The 21,737-nt window shown below is 63.3% G+C and carries 18 protein-coding genes; 14 read left to right on the top strand and 4 right to left on the bottom strand.

The window, feature by feature from the left end:
- The first annotated feature begins 2 nt into the window (after nucleotides 1-2).
- The 9 genes from murD (at nucleotide 3) to lpxC (ending at nucleotide 10,445) form a co-directional block, all read left to right on the top strand.
- A complete protein-coding gene (murD, locus tag DMX11_RS00695; RefSeq protein ID WP_110742895.1) occupies nucleotides 3-1,349 on the top strand; it encodes a UDP-N-acetylmuramoyl-L-alanine--D-glutamate ligase in 1,347 nt (448 codons plus the stop codon).
- Nucleotides 1,346-2,560, top strand: a complete 1,215-nt coding sequence (gene ftsW, locus DMX11_RS00700; protein ID WP_110742608.1) for a putative lipid II flippase FtsW — start codon at nucleotides 1,346-1,348, stop codon at nucleotides 2,558-2,560. Before murD ends, ftsW begins: the two co-directional genes overlap by 4 nt.
- Complete coding sequence (gene murG, locus DMX11_RS00705) at nucleotides 2,550-3,629, top strand: undecaprenyldiphospho-muramoylpentapeptide beta-N-acetylglucosaminyltransferase (RefSeq protein ID WP_110742609.1); 1,080 nt, start codon at nucleotides 2,550-2,552, stop codon at nucleotides 3,627-3,629. Before ftsW ends, murG begins: the two co-directional genes overlap by 11 nt.
- Nucleotides 3,622-5,070: a UDP-N-acetylmuramate--L-alanine ligase gene (gene murC / locus DMX11_RS00710; RefSeq protein ID WP_016713564.1), complete on the top strand. Its 1,449-nt coding sequence runs from the start codon at nucleotides 3,622-3,624 to the stop codon at nucleotides 5,068-5,070. The genes murG and murC overlap by 8 nt, the downstream gene beginning before the upstream one ends.
- Nucleotides 5,067-6,023, top strand: coding sequence for a D-alanine--D-alanine ligase (locus DMX11_RS00715; protein WP_110742610.1), 957 nt, complete (start codon nucleotides 5,067-5,069; stop codon nucleotides 6,021-6,023). Before murC ends, DMX11_RS00715 begins: the two co-directional genes overlap by 4 nt.
- A 5-nt stretch (nucleotides 6,024-6,028) precedes the next feature.
- Entirely contained in the window at nucleotides 6,029-6,898 is an 870-nt protein-coding gene (locus DMX11_RS00720) for a cell division protein FtsQ/DivIB (RefSeq protein WP_025340544.1), read from the top strand.
- A gap of 14 nt (nucleotides 6,899-6,912) precedes the next feature.
- Nucleotides 6,913-8,169 carry a cell division protein FtsA gene (ftsA, locus tag DMX11_RS00725; RefSeq protein ID WP_110742611.1) on the top strand — a complete coding sequence of 419 codons (1,257 nt, stop codon included), beginning with the start codon at nucleotides 6,913-6,915 and terminating at the stop codon, nucleotides 8,167-8,169.
- A gap of 55 nt (nucleotides 8,170-8,224) precedes the next feature.
- Nucleotides 8,225-9,421, top strand: coding sequence for a cell division protein FtsZ (gene ftsZ, locus DMX11_RS00730; RefSeq protein WP_012274054.1), 1,197 nt, complete (start codon nucleotides 8,225-8,227; stop codon nucleotides 9,419-9,421).
- A gap of 112 nt (nucleotides 9,422-9,533) precedes the next feature.
- Nucleotides 9,534-10,445, top strand: coding sequence for a UDP-3-O-acyl-N-acetylglucosamine deacetylase (gene lpxC / locus DMX11_RS00735; RefSeq protein ID WP_003260771.1), 912 nt, complete (start codon nucleotides 9,534-9,536; stop codon nucleotides 10,443-10,445).
- Between the two features lie 47 nt (nucleotides 10,446-10,492).
- Here lpxC and DMX11_RS00740 read toward each other — a convergent pair whose 3' ends face one another.
- Nucleotides 10,493-10,948 (bottom strand): DUF721 domain-containing protein, encoded by a 456-nt coding sequence (locus DMX11_RS00740; protein ID WP_110742612.1) that lies wholly within the window; start codon nucleotides 10,946-10,948, stop codon nucleotides 10,493-10,495.
- A gap of 328 nt (nucleotides 10,949-11,276) precedes the next feature.
- Here DMX11_RS00740 and secA point away from each other — a divergent pair, with 328 nt between their 5' ends.
- The 3 genes from secA (at nucleotide 11,277) to DMX11_RS00760 (ending at nucleotide 16,532) form a co-directional block, all read left to right on the top strand.
- Nucleotides 11,277-14,012 carry a preprotein translocase subunit SecA gene (gene secA / locus DMX11_RS00750; RefSeq protein ID WP_110742614.1) on the top strand — a complete coding sequence of 912 codons (2,736 nt, stop codon included), beginning with the start codon at nucleotides 11,277-11,279 and terminating at the stop codon, nucleotides 14,010-14,012.
- 196 nt (nucleotides 14,013-14,208) lie between these two features.
- Nucleotides 14,209-15,426, top strand: a complete 1,218-nt coding sequence (argJ, locus tag DMX11_RS00755) for a bifunctional glutamate N-acetyltransferase/amino-acid acetyltransferase ArgJ (RefSeq protein ID WP_110742615.1) — start codon at nucleotides 14,209-14,211, stop codon at nucleotides 15,424-15,426.
- A 161-nt stretch (nucleotides 15,427-15,587) separates the two neighbouring features.
- Nucleotides 15,588-16,532 (top strand): Nudix family hydrolase, encoded by a 945-nt coding sequence (locus DMX11_RS00760; protein ID WP_110742616.1) that lies wholly within the window; start codon nucleotides 15,588-15,590, stop codon nucleotides 16,530-16,532.
- Nucleotides 16,533-16,564: 32 nt separating this feature from the next.
- On the opposite strand, the gene DMX11_RS00765 is transcribed toward DMX11_RS00760, so the two are convergent.
- Genes DMX11_RS00765 through DMX11_RS00775 form a run of 3 tightly spaced genes read right to left on the bottom strand, consistent with a single transcriptional unit; the run spans nucleotide 16,565 to nucleotide 20,119 of the window.
- Nucleotides 16,565-17,131, bottom strand: coding sequence for a cob(I)yrinic acid a,c-diamide adenosyltransferase (locus DMX11_RS00765; protein WP_110742617.1), 567 nt, complete (start codon nucleotides 17,129-17,131; stop codon nucleotides 16,565-16,567).
- A gap of 1 nt (nucleotide 17,132) precedes the next feature.
- Entirely contained in the window at nucleotides 17,133-19,163 is a 2,031-nt protein-coding gene (locus DMX11_RS00770; RefSeq protein ID WP_110742618.1) for an ATP-binding protein, read from the bottom strand.
- Nucleotides 19,164-19,201: 38 nt separating this feature from the next.
- Nucleotides 19,202-20,119, bottom strand: coding sequence for a putative 2-dehydropantoate 2-reductase (locus tag DMX11_RS00775; protein WP_110742619.1), 918 nt, complete (start codon nucleotides 20,117-20,119; stop codon nucleotides 19,202-19,204).
- A gap of 100 nt (nucleotides 20,120-20,219) precedes the next feature.
- Here DMX11_RS00775 and DMX11_RS00780 point away from each other — a divergent pair, with 100 nt between their 5' ends.
- The gene (locus DMX11_RS00780; protein ID WP_016713577.1) at nucleotides 20,220-20,705 is read left to right on the top strand and encodes a YajQ family cyclic di-GMP-binding protein; all 486 of its coding nucleotides are present in this window, start codon (nucleotides 20,220-20,222) and stop codon (nucleotides 20,703-20,705) included.
- A gap of 114 nt (nucleotides 20,706-20,819) precedes the next feature.
- Nucleotides 20,820-21,662 (top strand): mechanosensitive ion channel family protein, encoded by an 843-nt coding sequence (locus DMX11_RS00785; RefSeq protein WP_110742620.1) that lies wholly within the window; start codon nucleotides 20,820-20,822, stop codon nucleotides 21,660-21,662.
- The last annotated feature ends 75 nt before the right edge of the window (nucleotides 21,663-21,737 follow it).

Here is a 21,737-nt window from a genome sequence, read left to right on the forward strand (position 1 = left end):
GCGTGTCCTTGATCGCTTCCGACCAATTCCGCATCGTTGTCGGCCTCGGCAAGAGCGGCATGTCCCTGGTTCGCTTCCTGGCGAGCCGGGGCATTGCCTTTGCGGTCGCCGACACCCGCGAGCAACCGCCGGAACTGGACACCCTGCGCCGTGATTACCCGCAGGTGGAAGTGCGCTGTGGGGAGCTGGACGTGGACTTCCTGTGCCGCGCCAACGAGCTGTACGTGAGCCCGGGCCTGGCCCTGGCCACCCCGGCCTTGCAGCAGGCCGCCGCACGCGGCGTGCAACTGTCCGGCGACATCGAGCTGTTCGCCCGCAACGCCAAGGCGCCGATCATTGCCATCAGCGGCTCCAATGCCAAGAGCACTGTCACCACCTTGGTCGGCGAAATGGCCGCCAAGGCCGGCAAGCGCGTGGCCGTGGGCGGTAACCTGGGTACTCCGGCGCTGGACCTGCTGGCGGATGACGTCGAGCTGTACGTACTGGAACTGTCCAGCTTCCAGCTGGAAACCACCGACCAGCTGAACGCCGAAGTGGCCACCGTGCTGAATATCAGCGAAGACCACATGGACCGCTACAGCGGCCTGCCCGCCTACCACCTGGCCAAGCACCGCATCTTCCGGGGTGCCAAGCAGGTTGTCGTCAATCGCCAGGACGCCCTCAGCCGGCCGTTGCCGGTGGAAGGTCGCCCATGCTGGACCTTCGGCCTCAACCAACCTGACTTCAAAGCCTTCGGCCTGCGCGAAGTGGATGGTGAGAAATACCTGGCATTCGAATTCCAGGCGCTGATGCCGGTGCGCGAGCTGAAGATTCGTGGTGCGCACAACCAGAGCAACGCCCTGGCGGCGCTGGCGCTGGGCCATGCTGCCGGGTTGCCATTCGAGCCCATGCTTGAAGCCCTGCGGGCGTTCGGGGGCTTGGCCCACCGTTGTCAGTGGGTTCGCGAGCGCAATGGCGTGAGCTGGTACGACGATTCCAAGGCTACCAACGTCGGGGCGGCCCTGGCCGCCATCGAAGGCCTGGGGGCCGATATCGAAGGCAAACTGGTGCTGATCGCCGGTGGTGACGGCAAGGGTGCCGAGTTCACCGCATTGCGCGAGCCGGTCAAGCGCTTCTGCCGCGCCGTGGTGTTGCTTGGCCGTGATGCCGAGCGCCTCGCCGAGGCCCTGGGCGATGACGTGCCACTGGTCCGGGTCAAGACCCTCGACGACGCCGTACAGCAATGTGCCGAACTGGCCCAGGCTGGCGATGCCGTGCTGCTGTCGCCGGCGTGCGCAAGCCTCGACATGTTCAGAAACTTCGAAGAACGCGGCCGCCTGTTCGCCCAGGCAGCGGGAGGCCTTGCATGATCTTCGGCATCCTCAAGCCTTATCCGTCGCCGCTGATCAGTGGCCGTGGCGTCGACCTCGACTTCCCGATGCTTGCCGGTTGCCTGGCCTTGCTGGGCCTGGGCCTGGTGATGATCACCTCGGCCTCGTCGGAAGTGGCTGCGGTGCAGTCGGGCAACCCGCTTTACCACATGTTCCGTCACCTGGTGTACGTGTTCCTCGGCCTGGTCGCCTGTGGTGCCACCATGCTGGTGCCGATCGCCACCTGGCAGCGCATGGGCTTCATGATGCTGATTGGTGCCTTTGGCTTGCTGGTGCTGGTGCTGGTGCCGGGTATCGGCCGTGAAGTGAACGGTTCGATGCGCTGGATCGGCTTCAGCTTCTTCAACGTGCAGCCTTCGGAAATTGCCAAGGTGTTCGTGGTCATCTACCTGGCCGGGTATCTGGTGCGTCGGCAGACCGAAGTGCGCGAAAGCTGGATGGGCTTCTTCAAGCCGTTCATCGTGCTGCTGCCGATGGCCGGCCTGCTGTTGATGGAGCCTGACTTCGGCGCCACCGTGGTGATGATGGGCGCGGCGGCGGCCATGCTGTTCCTCGGCGGGGTGGGGTTGTTCCGCTTCAGTCTGATGGTGGTGCTGGCGGTGGTCGCAGTGTTCGTGCTGGTGCAGGCGCAACCCTACCGGATGGCGCGGCTGATCACCTTTACCGACCCGTGGTCCGACCAGTTCGGTTCTGGCTACCAGCTGACCCAGGCGCTGATTGCCTTCGGCCGTGGCGAATGGCTGGGCGTGGGCTTGGGTAACAGCGTACAGAAGCAGTTCTACCTGCCTGAAGCGCACACCGACTTCGTGTTCTCGGTACTGGCCGAAGAGCTGGGTGTGGTCGGCTCGCTGGTGACCATCGCACTGTTCGTGTTCGTGACCGTGCGGGCCCTGTACATCGGCCTGTGGGCCGAAAAGGCCAAGCAGTTCTTTGCCGCCTACATGGCGTTCGGCCTGGCGTTCCTGTGGATCGGCCAGTTCCTGATCAATATCGGCGTGAACGTCGGCCTGCTGCCGACCAAGGGCCTGACCTTGCCATTCCTCAGCTATGGGGGCAGCTCGCTGGTGATCTGTTGCGCCTGCGTGGGCCTGTTGCTGCGCATCGAGTGGGAAAGCCGCACGCACCTGGGTAGCGAGGAACATGAATTCAGTGAAAGCGATTTTGCCGAGGAGACCAGTCATGGCCGCTGATGGCAAGAACGTACTGATCATGGCCGGTGGTACCGGGGGGCACGTGTTCCCGGCCCTGGCCTGCGCCCGGGAGTTCCAGGCGCGCGGCTACAGCGTGCACTGGCTGGGCACCCCGCGTGGCATCGAAAACGAACTGGTGCCACAGGCCGGTCTGCCCTTGCACCTGATCCAGGTCAGCGGCCTGCGCGGCAAAAGCAAGCTGTCGTTGCTCAAGGCACCGTTCACCTTGGTCAAGGCCGTGCTGCAGGCCCGGCGCATCATTCGCCAGCTCAAGCCGGTCTGCGTACTGGGCTTTGGCGGCTACGTGACCGGCCCCGGCGGCGTGGCTGCGCGGCTCTGCGGTGTGCCGCTGGTGATCCACGAACAGAACGCCCGCGCCGGCACCGCCAATCGCTTGCTGGTGCCATTGTCTGCGCGGGTCTGCGAAGCTTTCCCGAACACCTTCGAGGCCAGCGACAAGCGTCGCACCACCGGCAACCCGGTGCGCCCGGAGCTGTTCATGGACGCCCAACGTGCGCCCTTGGTCGAGCGCCGTGCCCGCCTGTTGGTGCTGGGGGGCAGCCTGGGTGCGGAACCATTGAACAAATTGTTGCCTAAGGCCCTGTCCGAAGTGCCCGCCGCGTTGCGGCCAGAGGTGTTCCACCAGGCCGGCAAGCAACACGCGCCGATCACCGCCGAGCGTTATCACGAGGCAGGTGTCACGGCTCAGGTAGAGCCTTTCATCAAAGACATGGCCCAGGCCTATGGCTGGGCCGACATGGTGGTGTGCCGGGCTGGAGCCCTGACCGTCAGCGAGCTGGCGGCAGCAGGCTTGCCTTCGATGCTGGTGCCTTTGCCGCACGCGATCGACGACCACCAGACCCACAACGCCCAATATCTGGCCCGCGAAGGCGCTGCCTTCCTGATGCCGCAAGCGACAACTGGCGCAGCGCAGCTCGCTGAACGCCTGAACGAGGTGCTGATGCAACCCGAGAAACTCAACGTCATGGCAGGCACCGCACGGCGCCTGGCCAAACCTGCCGCAACCAGCACCGTGGTCGACATCTGCCTGGAGGTGGCCCATGGTTGAGAGCCAGAAAGCCATGCCCCAGCCAAAGATGGGCCGTATCCGCCGTATCCATTTCGTCGGTATCGGCGGTGTGGGCATGTGTGGCATTGCCGAAGTGTTGCTGAACCTGGGCTATGAAGTGTCCGGTTCCGACCTGAAAGCCTCGCCGGTCACCGAGCGCCTGGAATCGTTCGGCGCCGAGATCTTTGTCGGCCACCGCGCCGAGAATGCTGCGACCGCCGATGTTCTGGTGGTGTCCAGTGCCATCAACCCGGCCAACCCAGAGGTTGCCACTGCCCTCGAGCGTCGCATCCCGGTGGTGCCACGTGCCGAAATGCTGGCCGAGCTGATGCGCTACCGCCACGGCGTGGCTGTCGCCGGTACTCACGGCAAGACCACCACCACCAGCCTGCTGGCCTCGGTATTCGCCGCCGGCGGCCTGGACCCTACCTTCGTCATTGGCGGCCGTCTGACCGCAGCCGGTACCAATGCTCAACTGGGCACCAGCCGCTACCTGATCGCCGAAGCCGACGAAAGCGACGCCAGCTTCCTGCACCTGCAGCCGATGGTGGCCGTGGTCACCAACATCGATGCCGACCACATGGCAACCTACGAAGGCGACTTCAACAAACTGAAGAAGACCTTCGTCGAGTTCCTGCACAACCTGCCGTTCTACGGCCTGGCAGTGATGTGCCTGGACGACCCGGTCGTGCGCGAAATCCTGCCGCAGGTGAAGCGTCCGACCGTGACCTACGGCTTTAGCGAAGAGGCCGATATCCGCGCCATCAACGTGCGCCAGCAGGGCATGCAGACCCACTTCACCGTGCTGCGCCGTGACCGCGAGCCGCTGGAGGTGTCGGTGAACATGCCCGGCAACCACAACGTGCTGAACGCCTTGGCGACCATCGCCATCGCCACCGACGAAGGCATCACTGACGAGGCCATCATCCAGGGCCTGTCCGGCTTCCAGGGTGTCGGCCGGCGCTTCCAGGTGTACGGCGAACTGCCGGTCGAAGGCGGCAGCGTGATGCTGGTCGACGACTATGGCCACCACCCGACCGAAGTGGCGGCGGTGATCAAGGCGGTGCGTGGTGGGTGGCCAAGCCGCCGCCTGGTGATCGTCTATCAGCCGCATCGCTACAGCCGCACCCGCGACCTGTACGACGATTTTGTCCAGGTGCTGGGCGATGCCAACGTGCTGCTGCTGATGGAGGTCTACCCGGCCGGTGAAGAGCCGATCCCAGGTGCCGACAGCCGCCAGCTGTGCCACAGCATCCGCCAGCGCGGCAAGCTGGACCCTATCTACATCGAGCGCGGTGCCGAGCTGGCGCCGCTGGTCAAGCCACTGCTGCGCGCTGGCGACATCTTGATCTGCCAGGGTGCCGGTGATGTCGGTGGCCTGGCCCCGCAGTTGATGAAAAGCCCGCTGTTCGCTGGCGCCAAGCAGGAGAAGTCGAAATGACCAGCGCCTACGACAAGCTGCACTCGACCCTGGACGTGACAGCGTTCGGCCGCGTGGCTGTGCTGTACGGTGGCAAGAGCGCCGAGCGCGAGGTGTCGCTGAAATCCGGCGCTGCGGTGATCGACGCGTTGACCAAGGCCGGTGTCGACGTGGTCGCCATCGACGTCGGTGACGACCTGCTCGAGCGCCTGCAAAGCGAGAAGATCGACCGCGCCTTCATCATCCTCCACGGTCGCGGCGGCGAAGACGGCAGCATGCAAGGCCTGCTGGAGTGCCTGGGTATTCCCTACACCGGTAGCGGCATCCTTGCCTCGGCGCTGGCCATGGACAAGCTGCGCACCAAACAGGTGTGGCAGAGCCTGGGTATTCCAACCCCGCGCCACGCGGTGTTGGCGAGCGAAAACGATTGTTTGCAAGCCAGTACGGAACTGGGCTTCCCGCTGATCGTCAAACCCGCCCATGAAGGCTCTAGCATCGGCATGGCCAAGGTGAACAGCGCCCAGGAGCTGGTCGCCGCCTGGCAGGAAGCCGCCAAATACGATTCCCAGGTACTGGTGGAGCAGTGGATCCACGGCCCGGAGTTCACCATTGCGGTACTGCGCGGCCAAGTGCTGCCGCCGATCGCCCTGGGTACACCGCACGTGTTCTACGACTACGACGCCAAGTACATCGCCAACGATACCCAGTACCGCATCCCGTGCGGCCTGGATAGCGCCAAGGAACAGGAACTGATCGACCTGACCGCACGCGCCTGCGACGCCATTGGCATCGAAGGCTGGGGGCGTCTGGACGTGATGCAGGACGAGCAGGGCCGGTTTTGGCTGCTCGAAGTCAACACCGCACCCGGCATGACTGATCATAGCCTGGTGCCCATGGCGGCCCGCGCGGCCGGCCTGGACTTCCAGCAACTGGTGCTGGCGATCCTGGCCGAAAGCATGGCGACGCGAGGTTAACCATCATGCAAGGCGCGATGATACGTCAGCAGCAACCCGTTACCGGCCGTAGCAAGCCGGTGCCGCGTGGTGCCAGCCGGCTGGTGGCCGACGAGCCCGTATCGGCGCGCCTGCCGCGGCCAAGCCTGGGCGGCCTCAAGCGCCTGCTGTGGCCGGTGCTGCTGGTAGCGGCAGGCTTTGGCGCCTACGAGGGTGCCATTCGCCTGATGCCGTACGCCGACCGGCCGATTACCAAAATCGACGTGCAGGGCGACCTCAGCTACATCAGCCAGCAGTCGGTGCAGCAGCGGATCGCGCCCTACGTGGCGGCGAGCTTCTTCAGTGTCGACCTGCCAGCGATGCGCGCGGAGCTCGAGCAGATGCCGTGGATCGCTCACGCCGAAGTGCGCCGCGTATGGCCCGACGAGGTGGTGATCCGCCTTGAAGAGCAACTGCCGGTAGCACGCTGGGGGGACGAGGCCTTGCTCAACAACCAGGGCCAGGCCTTCACCCCGCGCGAGCTGGCCAACTACGAACACCTGCCACAACTGGCCGGGCCACAGCGTGCCCAGCAACAAGTCATGCAGCAGTATCAGGTATTGAGCCAGATGCTGCGCCCCCTGGGCTTTTCCATCGCTCGCCTGGAGCTGCGCGAGCGAGGCAGCTGGTTCCTGACTACCGGTGCGAGCAGCGCCGGGCCAGGCATCGAGCTGCTGCTGGGGCGCGACCATCTGGTGGAGAAGATGCGCCGTTTCATTGCCATTTACGACAAAACGCTCAAAGACCAGATCAGCACTATCGCCCGCATTGATCTGCGTTACTCCAACGGACTTGCCGTTGGCTGGCGGGAACCGATTGCACCGACGACGGCCCAACCCGCCGTTGCGAAGAATTAGAGAGAGGCAGGACCATGGCAAACGCGCATAGCGGCAAAATGATCGTCGGGCTGGACATTGGCACCTCCAAGGTGGTGGCGCTGGTCGGCGAAGTGGGCGAGGACGGCACCCTGGAAATCGTCGGGATCGGTACCCATCCGTCCCGCGGCCTGAAAAAAGGCGTGGTGGTGAACATCGAGTCCACCGTGCAGTCGATCCAGCGCGCCGTCGAAGAAGCGCAACTGATGGCCGGCTGCCGCATCCACTCGGCATTCGTCGGTGTGGCCGGTAACCACATCCGCAGCCTGAACTCCCACGGTATCGTCGCCATCCGTGACCGCGAGGTCAGCCTGGCTGACCTGGAGCGTGTACTCGACGCGGCCCAGGCCGTGGCGATCCCGGCCGACCAGCGCGTGCTGCACACCCTGCCGCAGGACTACGTGATCGACAACCAGGAAGGCGTGCGCGAGCCGCTGGGCATGTCGGGTGTACGCCTTGAGGCCAAGGTGCACGTGGTCACCTGCGCGGTAAACGCGGCGCAGAACATTGAGAAGTGCGTACGCCGCTGCGGCCTGGAAATCGACGACATCATCCTTGAGCAGCTGGCCTCGGCCTACTCGGTGCTGACCGACGATGAGAAGGAGCTCGGCGTGTGCCTGGTGGACATCGGTGGCGGCACCACCGACATCGCCATCTTCACCGAGGGCGCTATCCGTCACACCGCGGTAATCCCGATTGCCGGCGACCAAGTGACCAACGACATCGCCATGGCCCTGCGTACGCCGACCCAGTACGCCGAAGAAATCAAGATCCGCTACGCCTGCGCCCTGGCCAAACTGGCCGGCGCCGGTGAGACCATCAAGGTGCCAAGCGTGGGCGATCGCCCACCGCGCGAGCTGTCGCGCCAGGCCCTGGCCGAGGTGGTAGAGCCACGTTACGACGAGCTCTTCACCCTGATCCAGGCCGAACTGCGCCGCAGCGGCTACGAGGACCTGGTGCCGGCCGGCATCGTCCTCACCGGCGGCACCGCGAAGATGGAAGGCGCCGTGGAACTGGCCGAGGAAATCTTCCACATGCCGGTACGCCTGGGCGTGCCGCACAGCGTTCGGGGGCTGAGCGACGTGGTGCGCAACCCGATCTATTCCACCGGCGTGGGCTTGCTCACCTACGGCCTGCAGAAGCAGTCCGAAGACCTGCCCCTGACCGGCAACAGCAGCAGCAACAGCTATGGCGATGAACCGAAGGCCCCAGTGCTTGAGCGCTTCAAGCGGTGGGTCCAGGGCAACTTCTAAGTTTCAAAGCAGTAGTGGTAGGCGCAACAACTAGAGAACTGTAAGGAGAGGGAAAATGTTCGAGCTCGTAGACAACGTCCCGCAAAGCCCGGTCATCAAGGTGATCGGCGTTGGTGGTGGTGGCGGCAACGCCGTCAACCACATGGTCAAGAGCAGCATCGAAGGCGTGGAATTCATCTGCGCCAACACCGATGCCCAGGCGCTGAAAAACATTGGCGCGCGCACCATCCTGCAATTGGGCACTGGCGTGACCAAGGGCCTGGGTGCCGGTGCCAATCCGGAAGTCGGCCGTCAGGCTGCGCTGGAAGACCGTGAGCGCATCGCTGAAGTGCTGCAGGGCACCAACATGGTGTTCATCACCACCGGCATGGGCGGCGGTACTGGTACCGGTGCCGCACCGATCATTGCCGAAGTGGCCAAGGAAATGGGCATTCTCACCGTTGCCGTGGTGACCCGTCCGTTCCCGTTCGAGGGCCGCAAGCGCATGCAGATCGCCGATGAAGGCATCCGCATGCTGGCTGAAAGCGTCGACTCGTTGATCACCATCCCCAACGAGAAGCTGCTGACCATCCTGGGCAAGGACGCCAGCCTGCTGTCCGCGTTCGCCAAGGCCGACGATGTACTGGCCGGTGCGGTGCGCGGTATTTCCGACATCATCAAGCGTCCGGGCATGATCAACGTCGACTTTGCCGACGTACGCACCGTGATGGGCGAAATGGGCATGGCGATGATGGGTACTGGCTGTGCCAGCGGCCCGAACCGCGCCCGTGAAGCCACCGAGGCAGCGATCCGCAACCCGCTGCTGGAAGACGTCAACCTGCAGGGCGCCCGCGGTATTCTGGTGAATATCACCGCAGGCCCGGACCTGTCGCTGGGTGAGTACTCCGACGTGGGTAGCATCATCGAAGCCTTCGCCTCCGACCACGCCATGGTCAAGGTCGGGACCGTGATCGACCCGGACATGCGTGACGAACTGCACGTGACCGTGGTGGCCACCGGCCTGGGCGCGCGCATCGAGAAGCCTGTGAAGGTGGTCGACAACACCCTGCAGACTGCTCAGCAGGCGTATGAAGCCTCCAACCCGGCGCCGGCTCGTCAAGAGCAGCCAGCGGTCAACTACCGTGACCTGGAGCGCCCGACCGTGATGCGTAACCAGGCCCATGCAGGTGCTGCCGCAGCCGCTAAACTGAACCCTCAGGATGACCTGGACTACCTCGATATCCCGGCATTCCTGCGTCGTCAGGCTGATTAATGGAATTTATCAGGGGTATAAAGGTGATTGGTATTCATCAAAGGTTGGGTCTGTTATCATCCCCAGCCTTTGTTGATACCTGTTCGCAATTTGCGCTGAAGCGGCCAATGCCATGATTAAACAACGCACCCTGAAGAATACCATCCGTGCCACAGGTGTCGGTCTGCACTCCGGGGAGAAGGTATACCTGACCCTCAAGCCTGCACCTGTTGACACCGGCATCGTCTTCCGCCGCGCCGACCTCGACCCTGTGGTCGAGATTCCTGCGCGTGCGGCCAACGTCGGCGAGACAACCATGTCGACGACGCTGGTCAACGGTGACGTCAAGGTCGATACGGTCGAGCACCTGCTCTCCGCCATGGCGGGCCTGGGCATCGATAACGCCTACGTCGAGCTCTCCGCCTCGGAAGTGCCGATCATGGATGGCAGCGCCGGTCCCTTCGTATTCCTGATTCAGTCTGCCGGCCTGGAAGAACAGGACGCAGCCAAGAAGTTCATCCGCATCCTGCGTGAGGTAACTGTGGAAGAGGGCGACAAGCGCGCCACTTTCCTGCCTTTCGACGGTTTCAAGGTGAGCTTCGAGATCGACTTCGATCACCCGGTCCTCAAGGGCCAGACCCAGAGTGCGGTTGTCGACTTCTCCAGCACCTCGTTCGTGAAGGAAGTCAGCCGCGCCCGCACCTTCGGCTTCATGCGTGACATCGAGTACCTGCGCAAGCACAACCTTGCGCTGGGTGGCAGTGTCGAGAACGCCATCGTGGTCGACGAGACTGGTGTGCTCAACGAAGACGGCCTTCGTTCCGATGACGAATTCGTCAAGCACAAGATCCTCGACGCCATTGGCGACCTGTATCTGCTGGGCAACAGCCTGATCGGCGAGTTCAAGGGCTACAAGTCCGGCCACGCGCTGAACAACCAGCTGTTGCGCAAGCTCATTGCTGAAACCGATGCCTGGGAAGTGGTCACTTTCGAAGATGCCAGTACGGCACCGATCTCGTACATGCGCCCTGTCGCGGCCGTGTAAGTTCGAACACTCTCTAGTTCATTGAGGCCACCTTCGGGTGGCCTTTTTTATGGCTTGTGCTGGGCGTGGGCGGCCAGCCGTTCCAGTGCTGCACGCAGCTTGGGGTCGGTGATGCCCTCGGCGGTATCACGTAAGCTCTCGGCGGCGCTATTGGACAGCTCGGCGGCATGCCCGCCGCGTTTGGCCGGCACCAGCGGCGGCTGCACCTTGTACAGAATACGCCTGAGGTTGCCGAAGGCCTCCATGGCCTGCAACGCCGCCAGCAGACGTTTCTGCTGATAGCGCAAGCGGGTTGCCCAGTGGCCGTCGGTGACTACCAGCAACAGCGTGCCATCGCGCCAGGACGCCACGTGGCAGTGCTCGCGGGCGGCCGGCTGCAACTGGCTTTCCAGCAGGCGCTGCAAGTACTCCAGGCGTTCGGCCTGGTTCAGCAGCAGGCGCAGCGGGCGGACCTGGCGCAGCAGGGCCGAAGGTGGCTGTGCGGGGGAGGGTTTATAGGCCATGGGACCGTGCATGAGGTGACAAGATCAGCAGTTTACCACCTCTGTAGTCTGCACCGGCCTCTTCGTGGGCGTGTCATCGAGGAGGGTGGCGGGGCAGCGAGAGATAAGACCAGTTCTCGATAGCTTTCATGTTGCCAAGGCTTGAACTCAGGGAAAATGCCCCTATCTAAGACAAGCCCCCGCCAAAACGCTGTAATAGCATCGTGGAAATCCACCACTTTCCTCACCATCGTTTCCGGGTAGAATGCTCGTTCGCATGCGGCCTCAGGGCTGCACGGGCGACTCATGGGGCCGCCCTCCATCCCTACGTGTGGAAGATCCTGCCGATATGTTTGCGCCTTTGTTAAAAAAACTTTTTGGAAGCAAGAACGAGCGTGAAGTCAAACGCATGCTCAAGACGGTAAGTATCGTCAATGCCTTCGAAGAGAAGATGGTGGCCCTCTCCGACGAGCAACTGCGGGGCAAGACCGCAGAGTTCAAGGAGCGTCTGGCCAAAGGCGAGACACTGGACCAATTGCTGCCCGAAGCCTTCGCCGTGGCCCGTGAAGCCGGCAAGCGTGTGATGGGCATGCGCCACTTCGACGTGCAGCTGATCGGCGGCATGACCCTGCACGAGGGCATGATCGCAGAAATGCGTACCGGCGAAGGCAAGACCTTGGTCGGTACCCTGGCGGTGTACCTCAACGCACTGTCCGGCAAGGGCGTGCACGTGGTCACCGTGAACGACTACCTGGCCCGTCGTGACGCCAACTGGATGCGCCCGCTGTACGAGTTCCTCGGCCTGTCGGTCGGCATCGTCTCGGCCTTCCAGCCGCCTGAAGAAAAGCGCGCCGCCTATGCGTCCGACATCACCTACGGCACCAACAACGAATTCGGTTTCGACTACCTGCGCGACAACATGGCGTTCAGCCAGGACGAGAAATTCCAGCGTGAGCTGAATTTCGCCGTGATCGACGAAGTCGACTCCATCCTCATCGACGAAGCGCGTACCCCGCTGATCATTTCCGGCCAGGCCGAGGACAGCTCCAAGCTGTACATCGAGATCAACCGCCTGATCCCGCGCCTGACCCAGCACATCGAAGAGGTCGAAGGCCAGGTCACCCAGGAAGGCCACTTCACCATCGACGAGAAGAGCCGCCAGGTCGAGCTGAACGAAGCCGGTCACCAGTTCATCGAAGAGATGCTGACCCAGGCCGGCTTGCTGGCGGAAGGCGAGAGCCTGTACTCGGCACACAATCTGGGCCTGCTGACCCATGTCTACGCCGGCCTGCGTGCGCACAAGCTGTTCCACCGCAACATCGAATACATCGTCCAGGACGGCCAGGTCCTGCTGATCGACGAGCATACCGGCCGCACCATGCCGGGCCGTCGCTTGTCCGAAGGCCTGCACCAGGCTATCGAGGCGAAGGAAAACCTGAATATCCAGGCCGAGAGCCAGACCCTGGCTTCGACCACCTTCCAGAACTATTTCCGCCTGTACACCAAGCTGTCCGGCATGACCGGTACCGCCGACACCGAAGCGTTCGAGTTCCAGTCGATCTACGCCCTCAACGTCATGGTCATTCCGCCGAACAAGCCATTGGCGCGTAAAGACTTCAACGACCTGGTGTACCTGACCGCCGACGAGAAATACGCCGCGATCATCGCCGATATCAAGGAAAGCATGAAGCAGGGCCGGCCGATCCTGGTGGGTACTGCCACGATCGAAACTTCCGAGCACATGTCGAACCTGCTGAAGAAGGAAGGCATCGACCACAAGGTACTGAACGCCAAGTACCACGAGAAGGAAGCCGAGATCATCGCGCAAGCCGGCGCCCCGGGTGCGCTGACCATCGCTACCAACATGGCAGGCCGTGGTACCGACATCCTGCTGGGGGGTAACTGGGAAGCCGAAGTGGCCGCGCTGGAAAGCCCGACTGCCGAGCAGATCGCCCAGATCAAGGCCGACTGGCAGAAGCGTCACCAGCAGGTGATCGAAGCCGGTGGTCTGCACGTGATCGCTTCCGAGCGCCACGAATCGCGCCGTATCGACAACCAGTTGCGTGGCCGCTCCGGCCGTCAGGGCGACCCGGGTTCCAGCCGCTTCTACCTGTCGCTGGAAGACAGCCTGATGCGCATCTTTGCCTCTGACCGGGTGAAGAACTTCATGAAGGCCCTGGGCATGCAGTCGGGCGAGGCCATCGAGCACCGCATGGTCACCAACGCCATCGAGAAAGCCCAGCGCAAGGTCGAAGGCCGCAACTTCGACATCCGCAAGCAGTTGCTTGAATACGATGACGTGGCCAACGAGCAGCGCAAGGTGATCTACCACATGCGCAACAGCCTGCTGGCCGCCGAGAACATCGGCGACACCATCGTCGAATTCCGTCAGGAAGTCCTGGACGCTACCATCAGCCAGCACATTCCGCCGCAATCGCTGCCCGAGCAGTGGGACGTGGCCGGCCTGGAAGCTTCCCTGGCCAGCGATTTCGCCATGAAACTGCCTATCCAGCAGTGGCTCGACGAGGACGATCACCTCTACGAAGAAACCCTGCGCGAGAAGCTGCTGAGCGAGATCACCACCGCCTACACCGAGAAGGAAGACCAGGCCGGCATCGACGCCCTGCGTACCTTCGAGAAGCAGATCCTGCTGCGCGTGCTGGACGACCTGTGGAAAGACCACCTGTCGACCATGGACCACCTGCGTCATGGTATTCACCTGCGCGGCTATGCGCAGAAGAACCCGAAACAGGAGTACAAGCGCGAGTCGTTCAGCCTGTTCCAGGAGCTGCTGGAGTCGATCAAGCGCGACACCATCCGCGTGCTGTCGCACGTCCAGGTTCGTCGCGAAGACCCGGCCGAAGAAGAAGCCCGCCTGCGTCGCGAAGCCGAGGAGCTGGCCAGCCGCATGCAGTTCCAGCACGCCGCCGCCCCTGGCCTGGAGAGCGAGCAACTGAGCGAGGAGGGTGCCGAAGTGGCAGTTGCCTCGGCGCCGGTGCGCAACGACCTGAAGCTGGGCCGCAACGAGCCGTGCTGGTGTGGTTCGGGCAAGAAGTTCAAGCATTGCCATGGTCAGATCGAGTGATCTGATTCACTCGCTGTAACGTGACAAATCGGGGGCCGCTGTGCGGCCCATTCGCGGCACAAGGCCGCTCCCACATGAGCCGCGCCTGCTCTGGAGGTTGCGATGCTCATGTGGGAGCGGCCTTGTGCCGCGAATGGGGCGCGAAGCGGCCCCGCTTTCCTTCATCATTTCACCGTAATTTCTAGGAGCGCTCTAAATGGCTGTTGGTCTTGGTCCTTTGCCCACCCTGCACCCGGTTCCGGGTTTTGAACTCGGCATCGCTTCTGCCGGCATCAAGCGCCCAGGGCGCAAGGATGTGGTGGTCATGCGCTGTGCCGAAGGCTCCAGCGTGGCGGGTGTGTTCACCCTCAACGCTTTCTGCGCGGCGCCGGTGATCCTGTCCAAGCAGCGCGTACAGGGCACCGTGCGTTACCTGCTGACCAACACCGGCAATGCCAACGCCGGTACCGGCGCGCCAGGCCTGGCTGCTGCCGAGCGCACCTGCGCCAAGCTGGCCGAACTGGCTGGCGTGCCTGCCGAGTCGATCTTGCCGTTTTCCACGGGTGTAATTGGCGAGCCGCTGCCGGTCGAGAAGATCGAAGGCGCGCTGCAGGCCGCCCTGGACAACCTGTCGGAAAACCACTGGGCTGAAGCCGCCACCGGCATCATGACCACCGACACCTTGCCCAAGGGCGCCAGCCGCCAGTTCCAGCATGATGGCGTGACCGTTACCGTCACCGGCATCAGCAAGGGTGCAGGCATGATCCGCCCGAACATGGCCACCATGCTCGGCTACATCGCCACCGACGCCAAGGTTGCCCCCGCGGTGCTCAAGGACCTGATGCTGGACGGTGCCAACAAGTCGTTCAACCGTATCACCATCGATGGTGATACCTCGACCAACGACTGCTGCATGCTGATCGCCACCGGCAAAGCCAATCTGCCGGAAGTGACCGAAGCCAGCGGCGCACTGTTCGAAGCGCTGAAAAAGGCCGTGTTCGAAGTGTGCATGGAAGTGGCCCAGGCCATCGTCCGTGACGGCGAAGGCGCGACCAAGTTCGTCACCGTGCAGGTCAATGGTGGTGGCAACCACCAGGAATGCCTGGACGTCGGTTACGCCGTCGCCCACTCGCCGCTGATCAAGACCGCGCTGTTCGCCTCCGACCCGAACTGGGGCCGTATCCTCGCTGCCGTTGGCCGTGCCGGTGTGCCAGAGCTGGATGTGAGCCTGATCGACGTGTACCTCGACAACGTGTGCATCGCCAGCCAGGGCGGCCGTAGCCCTAGCTACACCGAGGCGCAGGGTTCGGCAGTGATGGCTCAGGAAGAGATTACCATCCGTATCGAACTGGGCCGTGGCCAGTGCAGCGAAACCATCTGGACTACCGACCTGTCCCACGAGTACGTGAAGATCAACGCCGAGTACCGTACCTGATTCAGGCTGGGCATCCTGTGGGAGCGGCCTTGCGTCGCGAAGGGCTGCGAAGCAGCCCTGACTTACTCAAACCAATGGAGCCGAACCATGAGCTATTACCTGATCATCGGCGACAAGCTGCACGCCTCCTGGTTGCAAGCTGGCCTGGGGGAGTGTGAAGTGTGAAACGGATTCATGTAGTAGCGGCCGTCATTCGTGGCGCGGATGGCCGCATCTTGATTGCGCGGCGTGCCGATACCCAGCACCAGGGCGGCCTGTGGGAGTTCCCCGGCGGCAAGCTGGAGGAGGGCGAAAGCGTCGAAGCGGCGCTGACGCGCGAGTTGCGTGAAGAGTTGGGTATCGAGGTAAGCCGTTCGCGTGCGCTGATCAAGGTCAGCCATGACTACCCGGACAAACAGGTGCTGCTGGATGTGCGCGAAGTCGAGGCGTTCACTGGCGAGCCGCATGGCGCCGAAGGCCAGCCGCTGGCGTGGGTGGCCCCGCGCGATTTGCCGCAATACGAATTCCCTGAGGCCAACACGCCGATCGTGGCTGCCGCGCGTTTGCCGGACCAGTACCTGATCACCCCGGATGGCCTGGAAGTACCGCAGATGCTCAAGGGCATTCAGAAGGCGGTGGCCAACGGCATTCGCCTGATCCAGTTGCGTGCCCCGGACATGTATGACCCCAAGTACCGCGACGTGGCGGTGGATGCGGTGGGGCTGTGTGCGGGCAAGGCGCAGCTGATGCTCAAGGGGCCGCTGGAGTGGCTGGGGGATTTCCCGGCTGCCGGTTGGCACCTGACGGCAGCGCAACTGCGCAAGTATGCCGCCAAGGGCCGGCCGTTCCCCAAGGAGCGTTGGTTGGCAGCATCCTGCCACAGTGCCGAGGAGCTGGCGCTGGCAGAGCAGATGGGTGTGGACTTTGTCACCTTGTCGCCGGTGCAGGCAACCCAGACGCATCCCGAGGCGGTGCCTCTGGGGTGGGATGCGGCGCAGCGTTTGATTGCGGGGTTCAGCAAGCCGGTCTATCTGCTGGGTGGGGTAGGGCCGGGTGAGCGCGAGCAGGCCTGGGAGGCTGGGGCGCAAGGGGTAGCCGGAATTCGGGCGTTCTGGCCTGAGTCATGAGTGATAGGGGCCGCAAAGCGGCCCCAGAATCATCAGCCCTGCGCTTTCTCGGCAGGCTGCCACAAAACCTCAGCCACGCCCTGCCGCCGCCCAATGATCCGCGCTGCCACAAACAGCAGATCAGACAGCCGGTTGATATAGGCCAGCCCAACCCCCTCCAGCGGCTCTACGGCATTCAACTGCTGACACCGCCGTTCGGCACTGCGTGCCAGGCTGCGGCACACATGCGCCTGGGCCACCAGCATCGAGCCACTGGGCAGGATGAAGTTCTTCAACGGCCCCAGCTCTTCGTTCCACACATCGATAGCGGCCTCCAGTCGCTCTACCTCCGCCTGGTTCAACGCCTGGTAGCTGGGCATGGCCAGTTCCCCACCCAAATCGAACAAGCGGTGCTGACAGGGTGCAAGCACGCAGCTCACCTCATCCAGCCCATGCTCGGCCAGGCCTGCCAGCAGCACGCCCAGCTGGCTGTTCAGGCTGTCCACTTCGCCAATCGCTTCGATCCGTGGGTGGTCCTTGGCCACCCGGCGGCCATCGCCCAACCCGGTTTCGCCCTTGTCACCGGTGCGGGTGTAGATCTTTGACAGGCGGTAGCCCATGTCACTTCTCCATTTTTGTCGGCACCGCTGCTGTAGGCGGGCCAAGGGGCAGGCGCAGGGTAAAGCAGGTGCCCTGGCCGGGAGTGGAATGCACTTCCATCTGCCCTTTGTGGTTGTTGGTGATGATGAAGTACGAGACCGAGAGGCCCAGACCGGTGCCCTGGCCGATTTCCTTGGTGGTGAAGAACGGCTCGAAGGTGCGCTTGCGCACCGCTTCGGGCATGCCCACACCGTTGTCCTCGACCTGGATTTCCGCCCATGGCGGGTTCAGCCGCGTACGTAGGGTGATACGCCCCGGCTCGCTCGGTTGTGGGCGCAGGTGAATGGCCTGGGCGGCGTTCTTCAGCAAATTGAGCAGCACTTGTTCCAGCTCGTTGGCCGTGCAGGGCACCGGCCCGAGCTCGGGGTCGAACTGGCGCACGATGGCCTGGCCCTTGAAGTCGAAACCGATGGCCAGGTCGAAGTCGTTGCCGGCAATTTCCACTGCCTGGTCAATCAGTGCCGGCAGCTCGCAGGGCACCAGCTGACGGTTGCTGCGGCGGCTGAAGCTGAGCATGTGGGTAACGATCTTCGCCGCCCGGGCTCCGGCTTGCTGGATACCGTCGAGCAGCTGCGGTACCTCGCGGCTGTCCAGGTAGCGGTTGACCGTGGCCAGGTCGATACCCAGCTCTTCGGCTTGTTCCTGATTGCGCGGCAGCTCGTTCGACAGGCGCCGGCGGATGTTCTGCACATTGTGCAGAATGGCGCCGAGCGGATTGTTGATTTCGTGGGCCATGCCGGCTGCCAGGCCACCGACCGAGAGCATTTTCTCCGACTGCACCATCATTTCTTCCAGTGACAGGCGCTGGGTAATGTCGTCGATACGAATGACCACGCCGCGCCCGCCGCCGCCGGTCAGCGGGTAGAAGGTGAGGGCGTAGTGGCGCAGGTCATCGCCCTTGGCCCAGGTCACCCGCTCGATTTTCGCCACCCGGTGCTTTTCCACGGTTTCCTTCAGCTGCGGCAGGAACGGCTTGAGCGGTTCGAAGGCGATGAACACCGGCTGGTTCAGCGCTTCATCCAGCGGCGTGCCGGAAAGCACCGTGGCCTCATGGTTCCACTGCGTGACATAGAGCTGTTCGTCAAGGGCGATCAGCGCCGATGGCATTGAGTCGATGATGCTGTTGAGGTAATTCTGAAAGCCGGTGAGCTTTTTCTCGATCTTGCTGCGCACCTGTACTTCCAGCTCCAGTTTGCGGTTGGTGTGGCGGGTTTCCTCGGCCAGGCCCTGGGCCTGGTCATAGGCATCCTGGAACTCGTCACGGGCGCGCTTGAGCTGCTGCTCCCGGGCTTCGATACGCGACAGCATGGTGTTGAAAGCCTCGGCCAGGCTGCCGATTTCATCGTCGTTGCCGCGCCGGGCGCGCAGGGCGTAGCTCTCCTCACGGGTCACCTGGCGGCTGAGCTCTTCCAGCTGATTGATGGGCTGGGTGATCAGGCGCTTGATCTGCCGGGCGATGACAATCCACAGCAGGATACTGAACACCAGGATCCCCAGGCTGGCACTGAGGGTACCGGTGTAGAACGCCGTGGGCAGTTCGCTGCTGGCCACCAGCAGCAGGTGTGCAGGTGGGTTGGCGTCGCGCGGGATGCGGATCAGCTGGGTGCTGCGAAACTCCATGAGGCGCCAGCCGTCGATGTTGTGAAAGCGCTTGGGCATGGCCAGCGGCTCGCCATGCTGCAACTGCGCCAGCATGCGGCCATCGCCGCCATAGACGGCGGCAGCGCGCAGCGGCGTGTAGCTGTCCAGCTCCTTGAGCAGGGCACTGGCGGTCTCTGGCGTGTCGCCAGCGCGGGCCGCCAGCTGCGGGTTGGCCACTAGCCGGCCGATGGTCTGCAGGGCCTGTGGGGCCATGCTTTCCTGGGTGATCCAGTAGGCTGCGCTGATGAAGGTGAGGTTGGCCACCAGCAGGATGGTCACCAGCAATACCAGCAGGGCCGCCAGCAGCTTCTGCCCGACCGGGAGGTTTTCCAGGCGTTGGCGCAAGGTCATGGGCTAGGCAATGTCCATATCCGGTTCAAGGGGCTGCGTCAGTCGCAGGGCAAGCCACGCAGGCGCAGGTTTTCGACCAGGCGTAGCTGCAGGTGTTCCAGCTGCGGCAGCTGCAGGCCATGGCGGCCGGCGGCGCGGCAGGCATGGCCGAGCAGGTAGTGCACCTCGGTGCGCCGGCCAGCGCGCACGTCCTGGTACATGGAAGAGTAGTTGGCTGCGGTGGCGAGGATCACCCGCTGCACCTCTTCGTCCAGCCCGTCCGCTGCTTGGGGCTGGCCGCAACGGCGCAGCAGCTCGGCCAGTTCGCCGCACAGCGCTTCCACTTCACCCAGATGCCCCAGCAGCCCGCCGTTCTGGCAGTCATGCAATACGGTCAGCGGGTTGATGGCGCAGTTGAGCGCCAGTTTGCGCCACAGGCGGGTGAGGATGTCCACCGTCCATTCGGCAGGGATACCCGCCTGGTGCAGGTCATCGAACCAGGCCGGGGTCGTTGGCATGCGCGGGTCGCCGACCCAGTTGAAGCCGTGGCCGGCGAAGCGCACCTGCCAGTCACCCTCGCGGAACGCACCTTCGGTGCTGGAGGCGAAGATACAGCGCGCGTGAGGTACCAAGTCGGCGACTTCATCCTGGCTGCCCAAGCCATTCTGCAACAGCAGCACTTCGGCGCCATCGGCCAGCCGTGGCGCCACCCCGGCAATTGCCGGGGCGGCGTCGTAGGCCTTGCAGGCCACCAGCAGGCGGTGGATCGGCCCATGCGCCTGCGCGGTTTCGGCGGGGATGGCGTAGTGCCGGGTGTGATCCTGCTCGAACAGGGTGAGGCCGCCAGCCTGCTGGTAAGCCCGCAGCCGCTGCCCGTCACGCAGGATCAGCCTGACGGCCTTGCCTGCACGTGCCAGGCGGCAAGCCCACAGGCTGCCCAGGCTGCCGGCGCCGAGAATATGCCAGGTGCTGCTCATATGCGTTTCGCAACCCGTTATAATGAGCCCGCATTTTAACCGTCAAACCCAGCGCGCTCCATCTTCAGCCTGAGCGCGCTTTTATTTTGGGAGAACAACCATGCCTTCGTTCGACGTGGTATCGGAACTGGACAAGCACGAAGTGCAGAACGCGGTCGACAACGCCATCAAGGATCTGGACCGCCGTTACGACCTCAAGGGTAAGGGCACCTTCGAGTTCAAGGACAAAGAGCAGACCGTGATGCTCACTGCCGAAGAAGAGTTCCAGCTCGAAGCGATGCTGGAAATCCTGCGCCTCGCGCTGGTCAAGCGCAAGATCGACGTGAAATGCCTGGAAACCAAGGATCCGTACGCATCCGGCAAGGAAAAGAAACAGGAAGCCAAGTTCCGCGAAGGCATCGACAAGGACCTGGCCAAGAAAATCGTTGCCACCATCAAGGATGGCAAGCTGAAAGTGCAGGCCGCTATCCAGGGCGAGCAGGTTCGTGTAACCGGCAAGAAGCGTGACGACCTGCAGGAAGCCATTGCCCTGCTGCGCACCAAGGAATTCGACATGCCGCTGCAGTTCAACAACTTCCGCGACTGATGCGCGGGCGGGCCGGAACCCCGATGGCCATGTGATGTCCATGGGGGCCGGGGCTGCGCAAACGCGCGTAGCCTGTTCTACCGTGTACTTGCCGCTCGGCATCAGGAGATGAATATGGATTTGAACGCTGAAGTCGATCAGCTGGTTCGCCAATCGCAAACCTGGATCCCCCTGATCATGGAATACGGCAGCCGTGTGCTGCTGGCGCTGCTGACCCTGGCGGTCGGCTGGTGGATCATCAACAAGGTCAGCGCCCGCCTGGGCAAGCTGGTGGGCCTGCGCAATGCCGACCTGGCGTTGCAAGGCTTTATCAGCACCTTGGCCAATATCGTCCTCAAGGTGCTGCTGCTGGTCAGTGTTGCCTCGATGATCGGCATCGAGACCACTTCGTTCGTCGCCGCCATCGGTGCCGCCGGCCTGGCCATCGGTCTGGCCTTGCAGGGCAGCCTGGCGAATTTTGCCGGCGGGGTGCTGATCCTGATGTTCCGCCCGTTCCGCATTGGTGACTGGATCGAAGCGCAGGGTGTTGCCGGTACCGTCGACAGTATCCAGATCTTCCACACCGTGCTGCGCACCGGTGACAACAAGACTGTGATCATGCCTAACGGCAGCCTGTCCAACGGCATCATCACCAACACCAATCGCCAGCCAACGCGCAAGGTGGTGTTCGACGTGGGCGTGGACTACGAGGCCGATCTGCAGAAGGCCCGTAACGTGCTGCTGGACTTGGCCAAGGACCCGCGTGTGCTGGCTGACCCGGCACCCCAGGCCGTGGTGGCGACACTGGGTGACAGCTCGATCACCGTGTCGCTGCGTTTGTGGACCAAGACTTCCGATTACTGGGACGTGATGTTCATGCTCAATGAGCATGCACGTGACCGGTTGAAGGCCGAAGGCATCGACATTCCGTTCCCTCAGCGGGTGATTCGCGTGGTGCAGGAGACTGCCGTGCAATAAGCCTGCAGGAAAACGGGGCCGCTTTAGGCCTCATCGCTGGCTTACCGGCGATGGGGCGTGAAGCGGCCCCGTTTT

The organism is Pseudomonas sp. LB-090624, assembly GCF_003205205.1.
Lineage (GTDB): Bacteria > Pseudomonadota > Gammaproteobacteria > Pseudomonadales > Pseudomonadaceae > Aquipseudomonas.